The sequence below is a fragment of the Pseudoalteromonas sp. APC 3224 genome, from assembly GCF_030407535.1.
In the GTDB taxonomy this organism is placed as follows: domain Bacteria; phylum Pseudomonadota; class Gammaproteobacteria; order Enterobacterales; family Alteromonadaceae; genus Pseudoalteromonas.
This window is the reverse complement of record NZ_JASDDF010000038.1, coordinates 1-13,787: the sequence shown is the minus strand read 5'-3', so window position 1 is coordinate 13,787 and position 13,787 is coordinate 1. Positions and strand designations below refer to the sequence as shown.

Here is a 13,787-nt window from a genome sequence, read left to right as displayed (position 1 = left end):
TGAACAATGCGAGATAATAAAAACTATAAAATGACAATTATTAAAGGTATTTCAATAAGTTTATTATTAGCCGGTTCAACAGTCGTATTGGCCAAAGATGATTGTGCAGATTTAACGGGATGTGCGAAAAAAGCCTGTGAAGTTAACCTCGAGTTATTAGCTTCAAAACGCCAAGGTAATTCACACAAAGTTGCAGGTCTTAATAAAGCACTTAATAACATAAACGCATATTGTACCAATGATGGATTAAAAGCAGAGTTACAACAAAAAATAGATGATACAAATTCAGAAATTGAAGAATATAAAATCGATCTTAAAAAAGCTAAGCGCCAAGGTAAGCATGGCAAAGTTGAAAAGTATCAGCAAAAGCTAAACGACGAAACTAAACAGCTTAAGCAATTAATTGATGAGCTAAATAGTTTGGTTGATTGAAATGTCATTACAGAGTTTTTATATTTAATAAAGTAGAGCATTTTATTGAATATAAATATTATGCGATAAAAGGGCTAAAATACCGTGTTTATAAGTGACCTAATTGCCGATAGTTAGTTTGATTAAGTATATTCCTATCATATTTAACATAATATAAATCGTAAGCCTATCAATTGAATGCAGGGCGCAAGGCCGCTGCATTTCCCCAAAACAGTAACGACAAAATGACGGGGTTAAAAATCACTCAAGCAACACTTTTGCGCCAAATTTCCGCTATATCTTTATCACCCTTAAATTCAGCCTTGCAAGCCTCTAATAAAGCCATTGTTTCCAGTGGCTTAGGGTGGTCTGCGATTAATAAAAGCTTTAAAGAGGTATAGTCCTTAAATTCACCTTTCCCAGTTCTAACATTGCTAACCGCCTGTTTTGATATACCTGTCAGTTTGCTAACCATGTAGTCAGAGTCAATATCTGCGGTGCTTTTAAACCACTCTAAAAGCTCAAGTGAGTTTGTTATTTTCATAAGTTTTCTGTCCGTCTTGGCATGTCGGTTTTTTTGATTATAGACCTAGTCAATCGCTATTGCATTAGTCCAGCGCACTTGACGTGGTAACGTGCGCTTGACTAATATCTGTCCTTGAAGCAGTCGCCCGACTGTTTTTTTCGTTCTTGGCAGTGCGAGGGGCGGCTACCCGACATAAGGTAGCCGCCCAACAATTAGCCAAAAATGAACGAACTGTAAGAAATTGTTAAAACTGCCAAGGGGACAACATTATGTGTCAATTATCGAAAGGCGCTCAGTTCAAAATGAAGCGCGAAAAAGTAAAAAAATTAAGTGTTTTGTTTTTAAGAATTCGCCTACTGAGAAGTACCTCAAGCGGCTCAAGAAAGACCCTTTCAATGACTAGGATTTATATTGTCTCCGCGATTGGTGATGATGACTTGCAGTTAGCAAAGTTAATCTATAAGCGAGCAAAGAGAGCGGGGTTGACGTTATGAGTCATTACACCGTTGAAATTAAAGAGTTGAAAAAAAGTGAAGAGCATTGGAATTATGCGCGCGGTAAAGCAGCGCAGTTAAAACTTGCATTTAAAAATAAAATGGCAGCAATGCGCCGTGAACAGCAAATTCAAATGCAGAAAGAGCGCGAACGCAATTATCAGAGTTCAGACTCAGCGCCACGTTATGAAGCATTACAAGCAGCCGCTTATTATTCAAAGGCGGGTGAGCTATGAGAACTAATCAACAGCTTCGAATTTCTAATATTGCTTACCAGACTATCAATGAGCTTTACAGGCTCAATGAAAACAATGAACAACTACCTTTAACGGGTTTTATTGTGGTGGGTAAGCTTCTTTATATTCTTAAAAAGCTAGGGCTTCAAGAGCAGCGCATACTTTTAGATTTAAGGTTTTGCCATGTTGTTACCAACTGCGGTGTTGGGTATCAGCCGTTAAATTTAAAGGCGGGGCAATTATGAGGTTGCTTGATGTTATAGCGCATGAGCGAGCAATATACATAAAAGACATTCTTGAAAATGCCTGTTCGGGTGGTGATTTTATAAGTGTATCAGAGCATACCTGTATCACTAGTGATATGAATTTTTTGATGATGATTGATGAAAAAATCGCCCGCGAAATTTCAGCTCTACTTCAAAAGGTGGAGGTTAAGCACACTGCTTTTGATATTTTAGGTGCTGAAAATTATGATTAATGTACCCGAACATATATTTGATGATGCAATACAAAGCGCCCAAAGTGGCGCTTTTTCTGCGTTTGCAGTTCAACCAGCAACCGAGCGCGATATTGAAGAGTCATTAACATGGCTTGAGTATATCGAATCACACTCGAAACAAATCCGCGAAGCGGCCGCGAAAGCGGAAAAAGATAGGCTTGTCAAAAGGCGCAAAAGTCCGACACAGCCAAAACGCGAAGATAATCCGCGTTCTAAACAGTCTCTTTTGGCTGATAAGGCGCAACGCCTTGATAGTTTATATCGCAACGCCCTTAATAATTTAACGCCTAAGAAACGCGCTGAGCGCCTAGGTGTTGATAGTGACGAGATTTTAAATCTTGAAACGGGCGAAATCACCCCGAAAAAAACCGCAGAAATTGAACGCGGCCATTTTGCCAGTAAGCCAATTGAAGCAGATAAAACCGCCAAGGTGCATTTTCAAAGCCGTAATTGGTGCGATGGTTTCCGTGTTGTTTGCACTCAAAATACACGAGCAAGTGATGCGCCTGACGCAAACACAGGTGAGCGCATAACCCAAACAGTAACCAGCCGAGCACGCGGTAAAATTATCGATAGCGGTTTATACATGCAAGCTGTGAAAGGTGGGTTTAATTGTTTTACCACTGTAACGCTAGACGCTAAAGCACGTTGGCGAATTGATAACAACCACTACCAAAAAGTAGCAAAACGCCCATCGGGTACAAAGTTAAATGCAATTTATACGGCAAATGGTGAGTTGGTTCACCCTGAAATTATTTCAGTTGCGCCATTTACAGCCGTTACCTATGAGCGCTCAACAATAGGACAAGAATTAAGCCGCTTTTTTGACTCACTTGGCAAAATGCACAAGCGCGGTTTTGTTGCTACTGGCGATATTTCAAAAACGCCAAAAGCGAAAAAATACAAGTATGGAACTATTGAGTGTATTGGCAGAAATGACCGCCTTTACCCATGGGGTAAAGTTTCAAGTGTTGGTGCCAGTGGCCGCGTTGAGTCTGATTTAATGCACGACAACGAAAGGCTTTACCCATGGGGTGCGGTTGAGTGCATAGGGCAATGCGAAAAACGAGCAATTACCAATAATAAAATGGAAGTAACCGCCATTGAGTGCGAGCAATCAGCAACTAAAAAACCTGTATTCGATTACTTGTGGGTAGCTGAAGCACCAGTAAAAAAATTAGGTTCAAAGGTATATGAATTTAACGGTGAAAAATACGAGGTTGAATGTATTGGAGAACAAAACTACCACGCGCACGTGTTAATGCGCTGGAATGTTGAGCCCGTATTTTTTCATGAGTGGGCGGCACGTATCGAAAGTTTATGGGGTCAGGGTTTTGTGACAATCGAGCGAATTAAAAACGCTAAAGCGGCCGCAAGTTATTTACTTAAAGCGCTTGGTTATATGGTGAAAGGTGGTGAGGGTTCGCAAGGGGAAATACGCGGTAACCGATACAACATATCAAAGCACGCACGCGCTGAAAGTTGGGAAAACTGCGCAACACATGAAGCGCAACACATGTACGGGTTAATACAAGAATACATGCAAGGACTTGAAGCGAAAAAAGAGCGAAAGCTATTCAAGCAAGCAGAATTAAAAAACACATTAGGCACTATCGAAAAGCTAAAAAACGTTAATAAAAAAGACTTTAGCGAAAAGCGGGCGCAATTCATTGGAAAACTTGAACAAAAATTTGAAACCGTTAGCGAAAAAATTAGCGAAATAGCAACCGAATTAAACGGTAATTTTGCACGCGGTGGTGTTGCTAAGTTCGCCAGCGAATCGGCCTTTGTTGGTTTTATTGATTGGGCTATTGGCGTGCGTGGGTGGCAGTTAAAAACATCATTTTTAAATTCAACAACCGCAGATGTTGGAAAAGAAAAAGCAGAAGAATCCACAGTTAATAAATTGCTAAAACAAACAAGGCGATTTTATGACAATTCAATGAGCGCTCTTTGTGATTTTTATAGTCGCTTTGAGCCTGTAAACAATTATGAAGTTAATTATTAGGGGTAAACATGCAAGAAGTATTAGCACAAATCGAAGTTGTAGAAGTGGCCGCGCAAGTAGCAAAAAAAGCAAGCCTAATGAACGCTAAAACGGCGGCGGTTAACTTAGGCGATGAAACATTAAAGCTACTTAAATTATTGTCGAATAAGCTCAATACGCTTGATGAAAATCAAACATTTTTGGCGCGTAAATTTGGCGAGATTGAAAATCAATTAGGGGGTGAATGATGGATGGTTTTTGGTGGGGGGTAGCAATTGCTGCAATAGCTTTTGGGGTTATTAGCTTATTTGTAGATGATATTTTTGATTTAATCAGCGGTCTTTTTGCTGTGGTGTTTATTATTTGCTTGGTTGTCTCGATATTTTCAGGTGCGTTTATTTTATTTGACATTGCTTTTTTGAGAGGTGGCTGTGATGGCTGATTTTATATGGTGGGTAATGGAAAGTTACTTATTACCAGTACTCGGTGTTGTCTTGGTTGTTTGCTGTTTGCTTTTAGTGGTCTTTATTACTTTTATGATTGTGACAGATATTATTAAGGGAGAGGTTTAATGTTGAAACTACCAGCTAAAACAGTGCCAGCCATAGACGGCGGCACACTACCACTACGCACAAGTAAAAATCCAGTATTGGGCGTTTACTTACATCATTGCGGTTCGGTTGCCAGCGTTCATCAGCCAAAGGGCAAGCGAAAAGACACGTTTTATTTAATTTGCGATGAGTGCGGCACAGACCAGTGCGGCGGTAAACCGTATCAAGAAAAAATTAAAAATAACATGCAGCCAAATATTGAAGCCTTGCAAAAAACCTGTGACATACCAGGCGAATTACCTGTGAAAATTCACGAAGAAAAAACAGCGGATTTTGTGCCAGATGATGCAGAAGTTTTAGGCCAAATTAAGGCTATAGGCTTGGAGTGTGGCTTGGAAGTGGATAGCAAAACAGGCGAACCGCTTAAACCGATAGAAACCGCTAAAAATGCGGTATCGAGCGAAAAGCAAGTCGAACCAGTAACCGAAAAACAAGCCGAAAAAACCGAACCAGTAAACGAGCCAGTTAAGCCAGCGCAAACCGCAAGCGGCGCGGCTCAAACCGAAACCGTTAACCATGACAAAGCAAAACGAGTGGGTATTGCTGCGCTAATTGGTGCGGGTTTTGGTCTGTTATTAGCAATTTAATTAAGTAGGGGTAAACCATGCAAGAGAACAACGAGCAAGTACAAAATGAAGAAGTAAGCAGCGCTACGGTTGAAGATGAACAAGCACGCGCCGATGCGGTAGCAGCAATGGCTAAATCACTCGGCATTGAGGACGATTTCAACCCCGAGGACGCAGGAATAAAAGACGAAGAAAAAACAGCGCAACCAGATGAAACCGAGCAATTAAAAATGCTCATGGCAGACAGTGACGGCGCACTCTTCGCAACTAGCGAAATAATAAACACGTTTGAAAGCTTAATGCAGCAATTTGGCCACCGTGATTTTAAAATTGATGAGCAAGAAAAAGAGCAACGTGTAAAAGCCATAGCGCCAGCGGTGCAAAAATATGGCGGCTCGGTTGCGGGTGTGTTTGGTGAGTGGAAAGTTGAAGTATTTGCAGCACTGGCGGCGGGCTCACTTGCTCATGGTTCGCTTAAGCAGTTAAAAGAGCTAAAAGCCATTGATAAGGCCAAAGAAGTAAAACTAGAGCCAGAAGAAACCACCGAAACACAGTCTGAAACCGCCACAGAAAGCGCACAGGCGGCTTAATATGAATTTATCACCTATCAACCCAAATGATGCGCTAGACATTACTCACGCGCTTTACGCGGGTACTACGGGTTCGTGTAAGTCGGTGGCAACCCAAAAAATAGGGCTCATTAGCGCAACCGACCAAGTCGCGTTTTGGGATTTATACGGACAGTATAAGGGTAAAGAGTTTTTAGGGCGTAAGGTTCGCACATACACAACCCTGAAAGGCTTTTTAATGGCCTTGCACGCTGGTCGCAAAACTAAGCAGGGGTTTAAAATTGCATTTACACCAAACAATCCGCCAAAAAAGAAAGCGCTTATAAGAGAGTTGTTTTTAAAAGTGTGCGGCATTGTTTGGGCTATGGGGAACGGTAAACACCCAAAAACCTTGCACTTTATCGCTGAGGAAATAAACCGCGTAACAGTCTCGTCAGGTGATGAGGACTCGATTTACGGTGAGATACTTGAAGCAGGGCGAAAATTTAACATTATGTGCCATTCCGTGACGCAGCGCTTAGCCCCAATACCGAACACAGTTATCGCTATGAGTGGTTACAAGTGGATTGGTAGGCAAGATTCCGTAGGTGATGCCGAGCGAGTAGCAAAAGAGATACAGCTTAAGCCCGCCGATATAATGAGCCTTGCAAAATTCAAGGATGAAAAAGGCACTCACCATGAATATTATTTCAAAGGGACAGGCTTTAATAATACAGTTCGCAATGAGTTTGTTTTCAAAAACGCAGCCTAAAATAACCATTCTCCGACCAAAAACCGCTTAATTGCGGTTTTTTTTCGCCTAATTAAACCTATTAGGTTAACCCCGATTTTACCCCATTGACCCAAGCCGAAACGGTAGCGTTTACTAAAAACCACTTAATCAAGCAACGCAACCGAGGGGCGCAAATGTGGACAAACAATTATTGATAGGCACAGGCGCAGCGGTTGCCGCGTTTGCACTAGTTAAAACCATTAAATTTTTTATAAACAGCAAGGCAAACAGCAATGAACAAACAGACTAAAGGTTACTTAATTACAGCAGCAATTGCAGCACTAATGGCGGCGGGCGTTGTATGGGCATCTAACAACGTTGATGCAGTAGAAGACGTAATCGGCTAATTGGTTTTAGCCAGTTAGCACAGCAAACCATTTAATTTAAAAGTATTACAACGCAGGACGTTAAAAAATGAGTACAACAAATTTAGCCGCAGCAATCGCGGCAGTTATGGGCAAAATGCAGCCTACTATGATTCAGCTTGAGGGCGCGACAGGTGTCGCTTACTCAGAAGAAGCCACAGTAAAATTACAAGCGGGTTTGGTTTATCACTCAATCGAAGTTGAGACCAATTTAAAAGAAGTGGCAACCATTGAAAAAGTCACCATTGATATTAACGGTACGCCCGTAGTTTATGCGTCTAACACAATGCTAGATATGCTCGATAAAGCCTACCAAAAATACCAAAAAGAAGGCCGTTTCACATTAGATTTATCTAAATTTGAATACCGTACTTCACAAGGTATTTATCAAACACAGCTTGTTACTGAATTAACAGACGATGTAACGCTGCAAATCAAATTTAAAGCAAAACATGCGAATGACCCAGTAGTGCCAACGCTTAAAGCTAAAGCCTATGTGACTGATAAAAAACCAACAGGCCGCATATTTGTGCCGACTCGTTACGAGCTTACACAGTACAGCGCCGCAGCGGGCGAACATACATGGAACATGCCAAACGGTAATGTTAATACACATGTACAGCGCATGGTATTTGTTGAGAACGAAGTGACGATTTCAGAAATCCGCGTTAAACGTGGTAGTCGCATCATTCACCGTGTTATGCGTAGCGATTTAGAATATGGGTTACAACGTCATGCGGGCGTGGCGCTACAGGCGGGTTACTGCATTCTTGATTTTACCGCGCTTGGTTTTGGTGCTGAGGGCGCATTAAACACCCAAGGCTTGAACTTTGAATTTATTGTTAGTGGTGCAGGTGCAATTAAGACCTATGTTGAGGGCTTTAAGCAAGTAAACCCATTACCGACTCGCCAGCAAATCGAGCAGCTAGCACTTAACGCAGCTTAAGGGGGCTTTATGGCTTGGTACGATTCAATTATTGATATTGGCGGGGATGTATTCGACAGCGTGACAGGCGTTGTCGGTGAGCAATACGACAGTTTCCGCGAATATCAAAAAACGGTGCAAAGTGAAGCCGCAAAAGACACGGCTAACCTGCGCGAAAATGAGCCAGTAAAAGGCACTAGCAAAGACGGCTCGCCAGTGCTCGCAACCACAGCAGCGCCACAAGACGGTGCAGTAATGCAAAGTAACCAATTGATAGCGGGTGTTGACAATAAATACTTGTTAATCGGTGGTTTAGTGGTTGCCGCGCTCTTACTTAAGCGATAGGGGGTTACATGCCTTTATTACTTTTATTTGCAGCGGGTGGCGGTGTTGGTTTTTTTGCGGGTTCGTGGACGTCAAATTTATTGGGTAATGCTGCAAAGCTTGCCCTAGTGGGTGGCGTTGGATACGTGGGATACCAAATGTACAAAGGCGGTAAATAATGGGCGGGTTAGGTGCGTTAGGCTCGATTACAGGGGGCGCGCCGATTTCAGGTAGCCCCATGACGGGCGGCGGCAGTAGCGCCAAAAATGGCGATCAGTTATTTAAATCCAATGCCACGTTTGGCGGTTTAAATTACGGCGGTACGGGTGTAAATCCGTGGCTAGTTGGTGGTTTGGTTGTCGCAGCACTTGCAACCGTTTATTTACTGAAAAAATAACATGCAAAAAGTCAGCTTTGATATTGCCAAAAAAACACTAGCTCCAGCCATGAAAGGCGGCGCGGGTCAAATAAAGCGAGAAATTAAAGCGGGTGTAGCAAGTGTTTATCAATCGAATAACGGCAATGTGTTTGCTGTTATTCGCCCAGAGGGTAAAGAACTTGTATTTGTTGCGGTGGCGGGTCGCGGTTTGGCTAATGTGGTAAATGAGTTTGCCTTGTTCGCCAAATCAAGCGGGTTTAGCTCTATTCGCTACCACACAAAAAACCCACACTTTTTAGCTAAAGGCGTGAGTGCATTATCAATTAAACCTAGTTTGGTTGAAATGCGCCGCGCCTTTTTTGGCAATGACGAATATATCTACAGGATAAATTTATAATGAAATATTTAACAGAAAAAGGTGCTTACAAAGCAAAACGCCGCGCAGTAAATCGCGCAACGCGCCGCGCTCGCCGTGATGCAATAGGCGGAAATGTTGGTGCATTACCTGTCAGCCTTAAGTTAGGTCGATAAGGGGGCATTATGGGCGGGCGCTCTAAAAGCTCACAATCAACCAGTAATAAGCAAGTAACAAATAATATTGTTAATGACGGCGATTATGCAGGGGTTGGGGGCAACGTAACACATGATGAGTCTAGCACTGATAACAGTATTAACGACTCGTATAACACTGATAACTCGCAAGAGTGGGATGTTGAAATTGATAACAGTATCTCAAATGACGGCGATTTAGCAGGTAATAACGGCACTATTAACGTGCTAGACGGTGGCGCTATAGATTCCGCGTTTGGGTTTGGTGAGAAAGCACTAGACGCAAATAAAGACGTTAGCAACGCCGCTATTGATGCAGCAAAAGACGCCGCAAAAATTGCAGCAGAAACCGCAGCCGATGCAATCCGCGAAAATGGCCGCGTGATTGATTCATCATTAAAACTGGCTGATAACGCAATCAATGAAGTGGGTAGCACGTCAAAATATGCAATTGATGCAGTAAACGACAACGCGCAAAACTCAGTTGATGAAATCAGCGACTTAAGCAAAAAAACCGTGACCGAATTTAGCGAGTTTAGTTTGGATGCCGTGAGCGAGCTATCAAGCAGCTTGCAAAATGCCACGCAAACACAGCTAAACAACTCAGCGCAAAATGTAGCGCAGTTGGCGCAAAGTTACAGCGAGGATAAATCAACCATTGCAGAGCTCGCCAGAAATACAGCGTTGCAGGGTCAGGATATTGTCGCAAACCAAGCAGGGCAAATGGTCAAATATATGGCTATGGCGCTCGGTGTTGTTGGTTTGGCTGTGGTTGCATTCTCAATAACAAGGGGGCGAAATGCCTAAAATAACACTGGGGGCGGGGCAGGAACGCCCCGTTATTACATCAGGTAAATACCTATCAATAATAAATACAAATGCGCCGTTTATAGTGTCGGGTGGGTTTGGTGAATTGGTCGGTGAAGTAAACAGAATTTTTGAGCTAGAAGAATACCGCGAAGTAACCTTTAAAAACGAAAGTGAAAATCTTGTTGAACTTGAATATGAAGTCTCAAACATAAAAGTACACACAGGCGGCAAAGGTTCGGTTGCAATCTCAAATGCAGTTGAAGTAACCCGCATTCGTGAATCAATCCAAGTCGATGCAAACGCAACCGTTGAAAACGGCAAAATGGCAATATTGCCCGCGAATAACTTTGAGTCGATAGCACCTAACAAAACCGTGTTAGCAGTAAATCAAACACTCGAAGTATTTCCAGCGCGTAACGCAGAAAACCGTAATGTGTTAATTCAAGTGATAACCGACTCACCTAACTTCACAGCGGTTCGTGTTGGCACAAGTGCGCAAAATGTTAATACAGGTATATTTTTAGCGGGCAATAAAAACGCACCCGCATCAAAAGAATTTGAAAACATGGCGGCGTCTATTTTCGTAAAAAATGAAAGTGGCGAACCCGTAACACTGGCAGGGGGTGAGCAATGGCGGGCGTAAATAATCCACCAAATTTAAAACCGTTAATTGATGCTCAAAGCGCAGAGCAAGCACTAGATTTTTCATGGTTAAAAAGCATTGCGGCTGGAAATAAGTTAAAGCTTGAAAAGGCAAATACAGACTTAGCAGCAGTTCATGAGAGTGTAAATTCATCTAGTGCAGCAACTCAAAACGCTGTTACTCAATCCGTAGTTGATAGCGCTGCTGCAACTAATGCAGCGCGTGACTTAGTTATAAGCGAGCTAACACAGCAAGTAAGCACGTTAACTACAGCAGTGAATGCAGTTCCAAAATCACCCATTAAAAGCATTCAGCGCGGGGTTACGTTGATGCAGGGGGAGCATTGGAAAGAAATCAATATCAGCACAGTAGATTTGAGCAAAAGCGTGATTATAAGCTCATTTGAATCTGCGCAGTACAGCGGTGCATATTCAGTTATACCAATGGTTAGGTTTAAAAATGCATCAGTTATAAGAATTTCCCAAAATTCACCAGCAAACTCCGATTTGAGTTGGGAGGTTATAGAATATGTTTAATTTAATTACATTATCAACCACTGAAAACAAAACCACTGTGGCAAGTGTTCGCATGGTGGGCGAGTCGGTAGCACTTAGCGAAAGCGATATTAAAATAAATGATTATCGCGCCGATTTAGTGGGCTGTGAAGTTGTAAACGGTGACGTTATCAGCGACAGCGGTGAAGTTTTATATTCATTAAATGGGGTGCAGGGTGAACAAGTATAATTTACTTGTTGCCCTTTGCTCAGTGGGGTTTATTTATATGCTAACAAAACAGCAAACTTATGTGCCGCCGAACGTGCGGAACAACAACCCGCTCAACATTCGAATCGGAAACGATTGGGACGGCGAGCGAGAGCGCGACATTGAAAAAGGTTATGAGGAATTTATAACGCCCGCGTTTGGATTCCGCGCAGGGTACAAGCTTTTAATGACGTATAAACACAAGTACAAGCGATACACGATTGACAGAATAATTAAGCGTTGGGCACCAAAAAACGGTAAACACAACGGTAAAACGTATGTTAATCACACTGAAAACTATATTAAGTTTGTGAGCAGTAGAACAGGGTTAAACAGGCATGATGTAGTGCCAGAATATGTATACCCAGAACTAATGCTTGCAATGGCTGATTTTGAGGGTGCAAAAGGTGCGTTTAATCTAAATCAAGCGCGTGAGGGGGTCGCATTAGCAGTATGAACGCAAAATGGTTACTCACAACCGCAGCGGGCGCGATACTTGGCGCGCTCGTTGTTTATCAGGTAAAAAAACACACTAAGGGAATTTTAGACGATGAATAAATTTTTTAAATTCCTTGGCGGTATTTTTGCACCTATCACCACGGCAATTGATTATTACGGCCAAATCAAGCTCGCTGAGAAAAACCGTGATTTAGCGGTCATTAATAACCAAGCACGTTTGGCACAATCAACCACTGATAACAACCATGATTGGGAAATGCAAAGCATAAGAGACAAAGATAAAACATTGCGTTTTTTCAGTTACTCAATGTTTACCGCGCCTATCTTAATTACGGTTGTATCGCCCGAACACGGCGCGGCTATATTCCAAAACCTTGAAAATGTACCGCCATGGCTGGTGCAAACGTGGGTGGCGATTAATGGGGCTGTGTGGGGTATTGCGAGCTTAAAAAATGTTGTGCCGCAGTTTATCGGTGAATTTAGGCGGGCTAAAAATGGATAGTTTAACGTTAAAAGATTTTATATTTATCATCATGCAAATTATTGTTATAACTACAGTGGTAGTAACAAATAAAACGCACATTGGTTTTTTACAAAATCAAAACGAAGATTTAAGAAATTGCATTAAAGAAATGCAAAAAATAATCACTGAATTACGTGTAAAAGTCGGCATTTAAACGGGGTTATCATGTACCACAATAGACGAACAATTGTTAAGAAACCAGCACAACAAAGTGCATATGAACAAGCCTTTGAAAATGGCAAGTTGAAAAAAGGATTTAGGCACGTAAAGGGTGGCGGTAAAATAAAAGACAATGACGGGAACATAATTACCAAAGAATAAAAAAGGCCGCAATTTAGCGGCCTTTTTTTATATGGCTTTACACATTCGCCCCGTGGTTGTACTGCGCGCCATAAAGGGAATATGGTTTTTATTTTCACAGCAAAACTCAGCCATGCTTTTTAATTCGATCTCTGAATCGGTCGGTATCCAAAGGGTAATTTTTTTAAGTCCCTGTGCTTTTTTTCGTTGCTCGTAGCGTTGGTGTTTTGTCATGGTGTAAGCCTTAAATGTGGGGTAGGTCGCTGGTGACTTTTAATATACACAAAAAAAAAGGCCGCTTAAAACAAGCGGCCAAAAACTAAGCGCGTTTTTTTGCGCCGTATTTTAAAACAATATCTTTTAGCGCGAACTCGTCAGACATTTTTATCAAATCATTACCGATAGTTTTTAGCGTTTCACTGGCTGCAACTAGGTCGTGTAAGTGGTTAACTTGATTTTGTAATGCTATGACGTGGTTTTCATTGTAACGCACTGAGTTTTGCAAAAAGTCGATTTTATTAATATAACTCGGCTCGTAGCGTTTCCCGCGTGGCGTCCATAAATATCCATCCCTGCAAATATAAAAACCATCCCATGATTTATGAAAAGACACACCACCCGCAATACGTTGCTTTAACATAGCAACAGCGCGAGGGCATGGTTTGTTGTCAGCTATCCACCGTTCGAGTGTGCGCTCAGACTTTATGAATAAAAAGTCCATGGCGGCGCGGCGGTCTAGCCTACCAAAATTCATAAAACCCGCCCTAAAAAGTAACTGTTTAAAATCTGCCATATCCGTTCCCTTAATTCCGTTGACATTGTTATTTAATCAGCGCGGAAGATTTAACGATGATATTTTTAGATTGATAACGCACGGTTCAATCAATTTATTAGATTAACCAAAAATGAACAAAACTTATAAAAATAAACAGTTGGCGCAACTTTAACACGTTAGGGTGATTGCACGACAAAATGACGGGTTTTATCTTATTTAACATAATATAAATTATAGGCTGTGACGTATGCGCAAATGCGCCCCTTGAACTTGGGTGAAAGATGCCGTAATGAACAGCAAAC

The 13,787-nt window shown here is 41.9% G+C and carries 28 protein-coding genes; 25 read left to right on the top strand and 3 right to left on the bottom strand.

Going from position 1 to position 13,787, the window contains the following annotated elements; all coding sequences use genetic code 11:
* Positions 1–6: 6 nt before the first annotated feature.
* Positions 7–432, top strand: a complete 426-nt coding sequence (locus QL989_RS16245) for a DUF1090 domain-containing protein (RefSeq protein ID WP_290171176.1) — start codon at positions 7–9, stop codon at positions 430–432.
* Positions 433–676: 244 nt separating this feature from the next.
* Here the strand turns inward: QL989_RS16245 and QL989_RS16240 are convergent, their stop codons facing one another.
* Complete coding sequence (locus QL989_RS16240; protein WP_290171175.1) at positions 677–955, bottom strand: hypothetical protein; 279 nt, start codon at positions 953–955, stop codon at positions 677–679.
* A 472-nt stretch (positions 956–1,427) separates the two neighbouring features.
* Here QL989_RS16240 and QL989_RS16235 point away from each other — a divergent pair, with 472 nt between their 5' ends.
* The 24 genes from QL989_RS16235 to QL989_RS16120 all read left to right on the top strand — a co-directional run bounded on the left by QL989_RS16235 (position 1,428) and on the right by QL989_RS16120 (position 12,731).
* A complete protein-coding gene (locus QL989_RS16235; protein ID WP_290171173.1) occupies positions 1,428–1,667 on the top strand; it encodes a hypothetical protein in 240 nt (79 codons plus the stop codon).
* Complete coding sequence (locus QL989_RS16230) at positions 1,664–1,912, top strand: hypothetical protein (RefSeq protein WP_290171171.1); 249 nt, start codon at positions 1,664–1,666, stop codon at positions 1,910–1,912. The genes QL989_RS16235 and QL989_RS16230 overlap by 4 nt, the downstream gene beginning before the upstream one ends.
* Positions 1,909–2,145 carry a hypothetical protein gene (locus QL989_RS16225; protein WP_290171168.1) on the top strand — a complete coding sequence of 79 codons (237 nt, stop codon included), beginning with the start codon at positions 1,909–1,911 and terminating at the stop codon, positions 2,143–2,145. Before QL989_RS16230 ends, QL989_RS16225 begins: the two co-directional genes overlap by 4 nt.
* On the top strand, positions 2,138–4,174 hold the full coding sequence (locus QL989_RS16220) for a hypothetical protein (protein WP_290171166.1): 2,037 nt from the start codon (positions 2,138–2,140) through the stop codon (positions 4,172–4,174). Before QL989_RS16225 ends, QL989_RS16220 begins: the two co-directional genes overlap by 8 nt.
* An 8-nt stretch (positions 4,175–4,182) precedes the next feature.
* Entirely contained in the window at positions 4,183–4,401 is a 219-nt protein-coding gene (locus tag QL989_RS16215; RefSeq protein ID WP_290171165.1) for a hypothetical protein, read from the top strand.
* Positions 4,398–4,595: a hypothetical protein gene (locus QL989_RS16210; RefSeq protein WP_290171162.1), complete on the top strand. Its 198-nt coding sequence runs from the start codon at positions 4,398–4,400 to the stop codon at positions 4,593–4,595. Before QL989_RS16215 ends, QL989_RS16210 begins: the two co-directional genes overlap by 4 nt.
* Positions 4,588–4,725: a hypothetical protein gene (locus tag QL989_RS16205; protein WP_290171160.1), complete on the top strand. Its 138-nt coding sequence runs from the start codon at positions 4,588–4,590 to the stop codon at positions 4,723–4,725. The genes QL989_RS16210 and QL989_RS16205 overlap by 8 nt, the downstream gene beginning before the upstream one ends.
* Complete coding sequence (locus QL989_RS16200; RefSeq protein ID WP_290171158.1) at positions 4,725–5,351, top strand: hypothetical protein; 627 nt, start codon at positions 4,725–4,727, stop codon at positions 5,349–5,351. The genes QL989_RS16205 and QL989_RS16200 overlap by 1 nt, the downstream gene beginning before the upstream one ends.
* A 17-nt stretch (positions 5,352–5,368) precedes the next feature.
* Complete coding sequence (locus QL989_RS16195; protein WP_290171156.1) at positions 5,369–5,920, top strand: hypothetical protein; 552 nt, start codon at positions 5,369–5,371, stop codon at positions 5,918–5,920.
* A gap of 1 nt (position 5,921) precedes the next feature.
* Positions 5,922–6,650, top strand: a complete 729-nt coding sequence (locus QL989_RS16190; protein ID WP_290171155.1) for a hypothetical protein — start codon at positions 5,922–5,924, stop codon at positions 6,648–6,650.
* Between the two features lie 435 nt (positions 6,651–7,085).
* Positions 7,086–7,982: a major capsid protein P2 gene (locus tag QL989_RS16185; protein ID WP_290171153.1), complete on the top strand. Its 897-nt coding sequence runs from the start codon at positions 7,086–7,088 to the stop codon at positions 7,980–7,982.
* 9 nt (positions 7,983–7,991) lie between these two features.
* Positions 7,992–8,306, top strand: a complete 315-nt coding sequence (locus QL989_RS16180) for a hypothetical protein (RefSeq protein ID WP_290171152.1) — start codon at positions 7,992–7,994, stop codon at positions 8,304–8,306.
* Positions 8,307–8,314: 8 nt separating this feature from the next.
* A complete protein-coding gene (locus QL989_RS16175) occupies positions 8,315–8,464 on the top strand; it encodes a hypothetical protein (RefSeq protein WP_290171149.1) in 150 nt (49 codons plus the stop codon).
* The gene (locus tag QL989_RS16170) at positions 8,464–8,682 is read left to right on the top strand and encodes a hypothetical protein (protein WP_290171147.1); all 219 of its coding nucleotides are present in this window, start codon (positions 8,464–8,466) and stop codon (positions 8,680–8,682) included. Before QL989_RS16175 ends, QL989_RS16170 begins: the two co-directional genes overlap by 1 nt.
* A gap of 1 nt (position 8,683) precedes the next feature.
* Entirely contained in the window at positions 8,684–9,061 is a 378-nt protein-coding gene (locus QL989_RS16165; protein ID WP_290171146.1) for a hypothetical protein, read from the top strand.
* Positions 9,061–9,195 carry a hypothetical protein gene (locus QL989_RS16160; RefSeq protein WP_290171145.1) on the top strand — a complete coding sequence of 45 codons (135 nt, stop codon included), beginning with the start codon at positions 9,061–9,063 and terminating at the stop codon, positions 9,193–9,195. The genes QL989_RS16165 and QL989_RS16160 overlap by 1 nt, the downstream gene beginning before the upstream one ends.
* 9 nt (positions 9,196–9,204) lie before the next feature.
* Entirely contained in the window at positions 9,205–10,020 is an 816-nt protein-coding gene (locus QL989_RS16155; protein WP_290171144.1) for a hypothetical protein, read from the top strand.
* Positions 10,013–10,666, top strand: coding sequence for a hypothetical protein (locus QL989_RS16150; protein WP_290171143.1), 654 nt, complete (start codon positions 10,013–10,015; stop codon positions 10,664–10,666). Before QL989_RS16155 ends, QL989_RS16150 begins: the two co-directional genes overlap by 8 nt.
* Positions 10,654–11,202: a hypothetical protein gene (locus tag QL989_RS16145; RefSeq protein WP_290171142.1), complete on the top strand. Its 549-nt coding sequence runs from the start codon at positions 10,654–10,656 to the stop codon at positions 11,200–11,202. The genes QL989_RS16150 and QL989_RS16145 overlap by 13 nt, the downstream gene beginning before the upstream one ends.
* Complete coding sequence (locus QL989_RS16140; protein WP_290171139.1) at positions 11,195–11,410, top strand: hypothetical protein; 216 nt, start codon at positions 11,195–11,197, stop codon at positions 11,408–11,410. Before QL989_RS16145 ends, QL989_RS16140 begins: the two co-directional genes overlap by 8 nt.
* Entirely contained in the window at positions 11,397–11,885 is a 489-nt protein-coding gene (locus QL989_RS16135; protein WP_290171136.1) for a hypothetical protein, read from the top strand. Before QL989_RS16140 ends, QL989_RS16135 begins: the two co-directional genes overlap by 14 nt.
* A gap of 93 nt (positions 11,886–11,978) precedes the next feature.
* Complete coding sequence (locus QL989_RS16130; protein ID WP_290171134.1) at positions 11,979–12,389, top strand: hypothetical protein; 411 nt, start codon at positions 11,979–11,981, stop codon at positions 12,387–12,389.
* On the top strand, positions 12,382–12,564 hold the full coding sequence (locus tag QL989_RS16125) for a hypothetical protein (protein WP_290171132.1): 183 nt from the start codon (positions 12,382–12,384) through the stop codon (positions 12,562–12,564). Before QL989_RS16130 ends, QL989_RS16125 begins: the two co-directional genes overlap by 8 nt.
* A gap of 11 nt (positions 12,565–12,575) precedes the next feature.
* Entirely contained in the window at positions 12,576–12,731 is a 156-nt protein-coding gene (locus QL989_RS16120; protein WP_290171130.1) for a hypothetical protein, read from the top strand.
* Between the two features lie 27 nt (positions 12,732–12,758).
* On the opposite strand, the gene QL989_RS16115 is transcribed toward QL989_RS16120, so the two are convergent.
* Positions 12,759–12,944 (bottom strand): hypothetical protein, encoded by a 186-nt coding sequence (locus tag QL989_RS16115; RefSeq protein ID WP_290171128.1) that lies wholly within the window; start codon positions 12,942–12,944, stop codon positions 12,759–12,761.
* An 85-nt stretch (positions 12,945–13,029) separates the two neighbouring features.
* Positions 13,030–13,503 carry a DUF3653 domain-containing protein gene (locus QL989_RS16110; protein WP_290171127.1) on the bottom strand — a complete coding sequence of 158 codons (474 nt, stop codon included), beginning with the start codon at positions 13,501–13,503 and terminating at the stop codon, positions 13,030–13,032.
* Between the last annotated feature and the right edge of the window lie 284 nt (positions 13,504–13,787).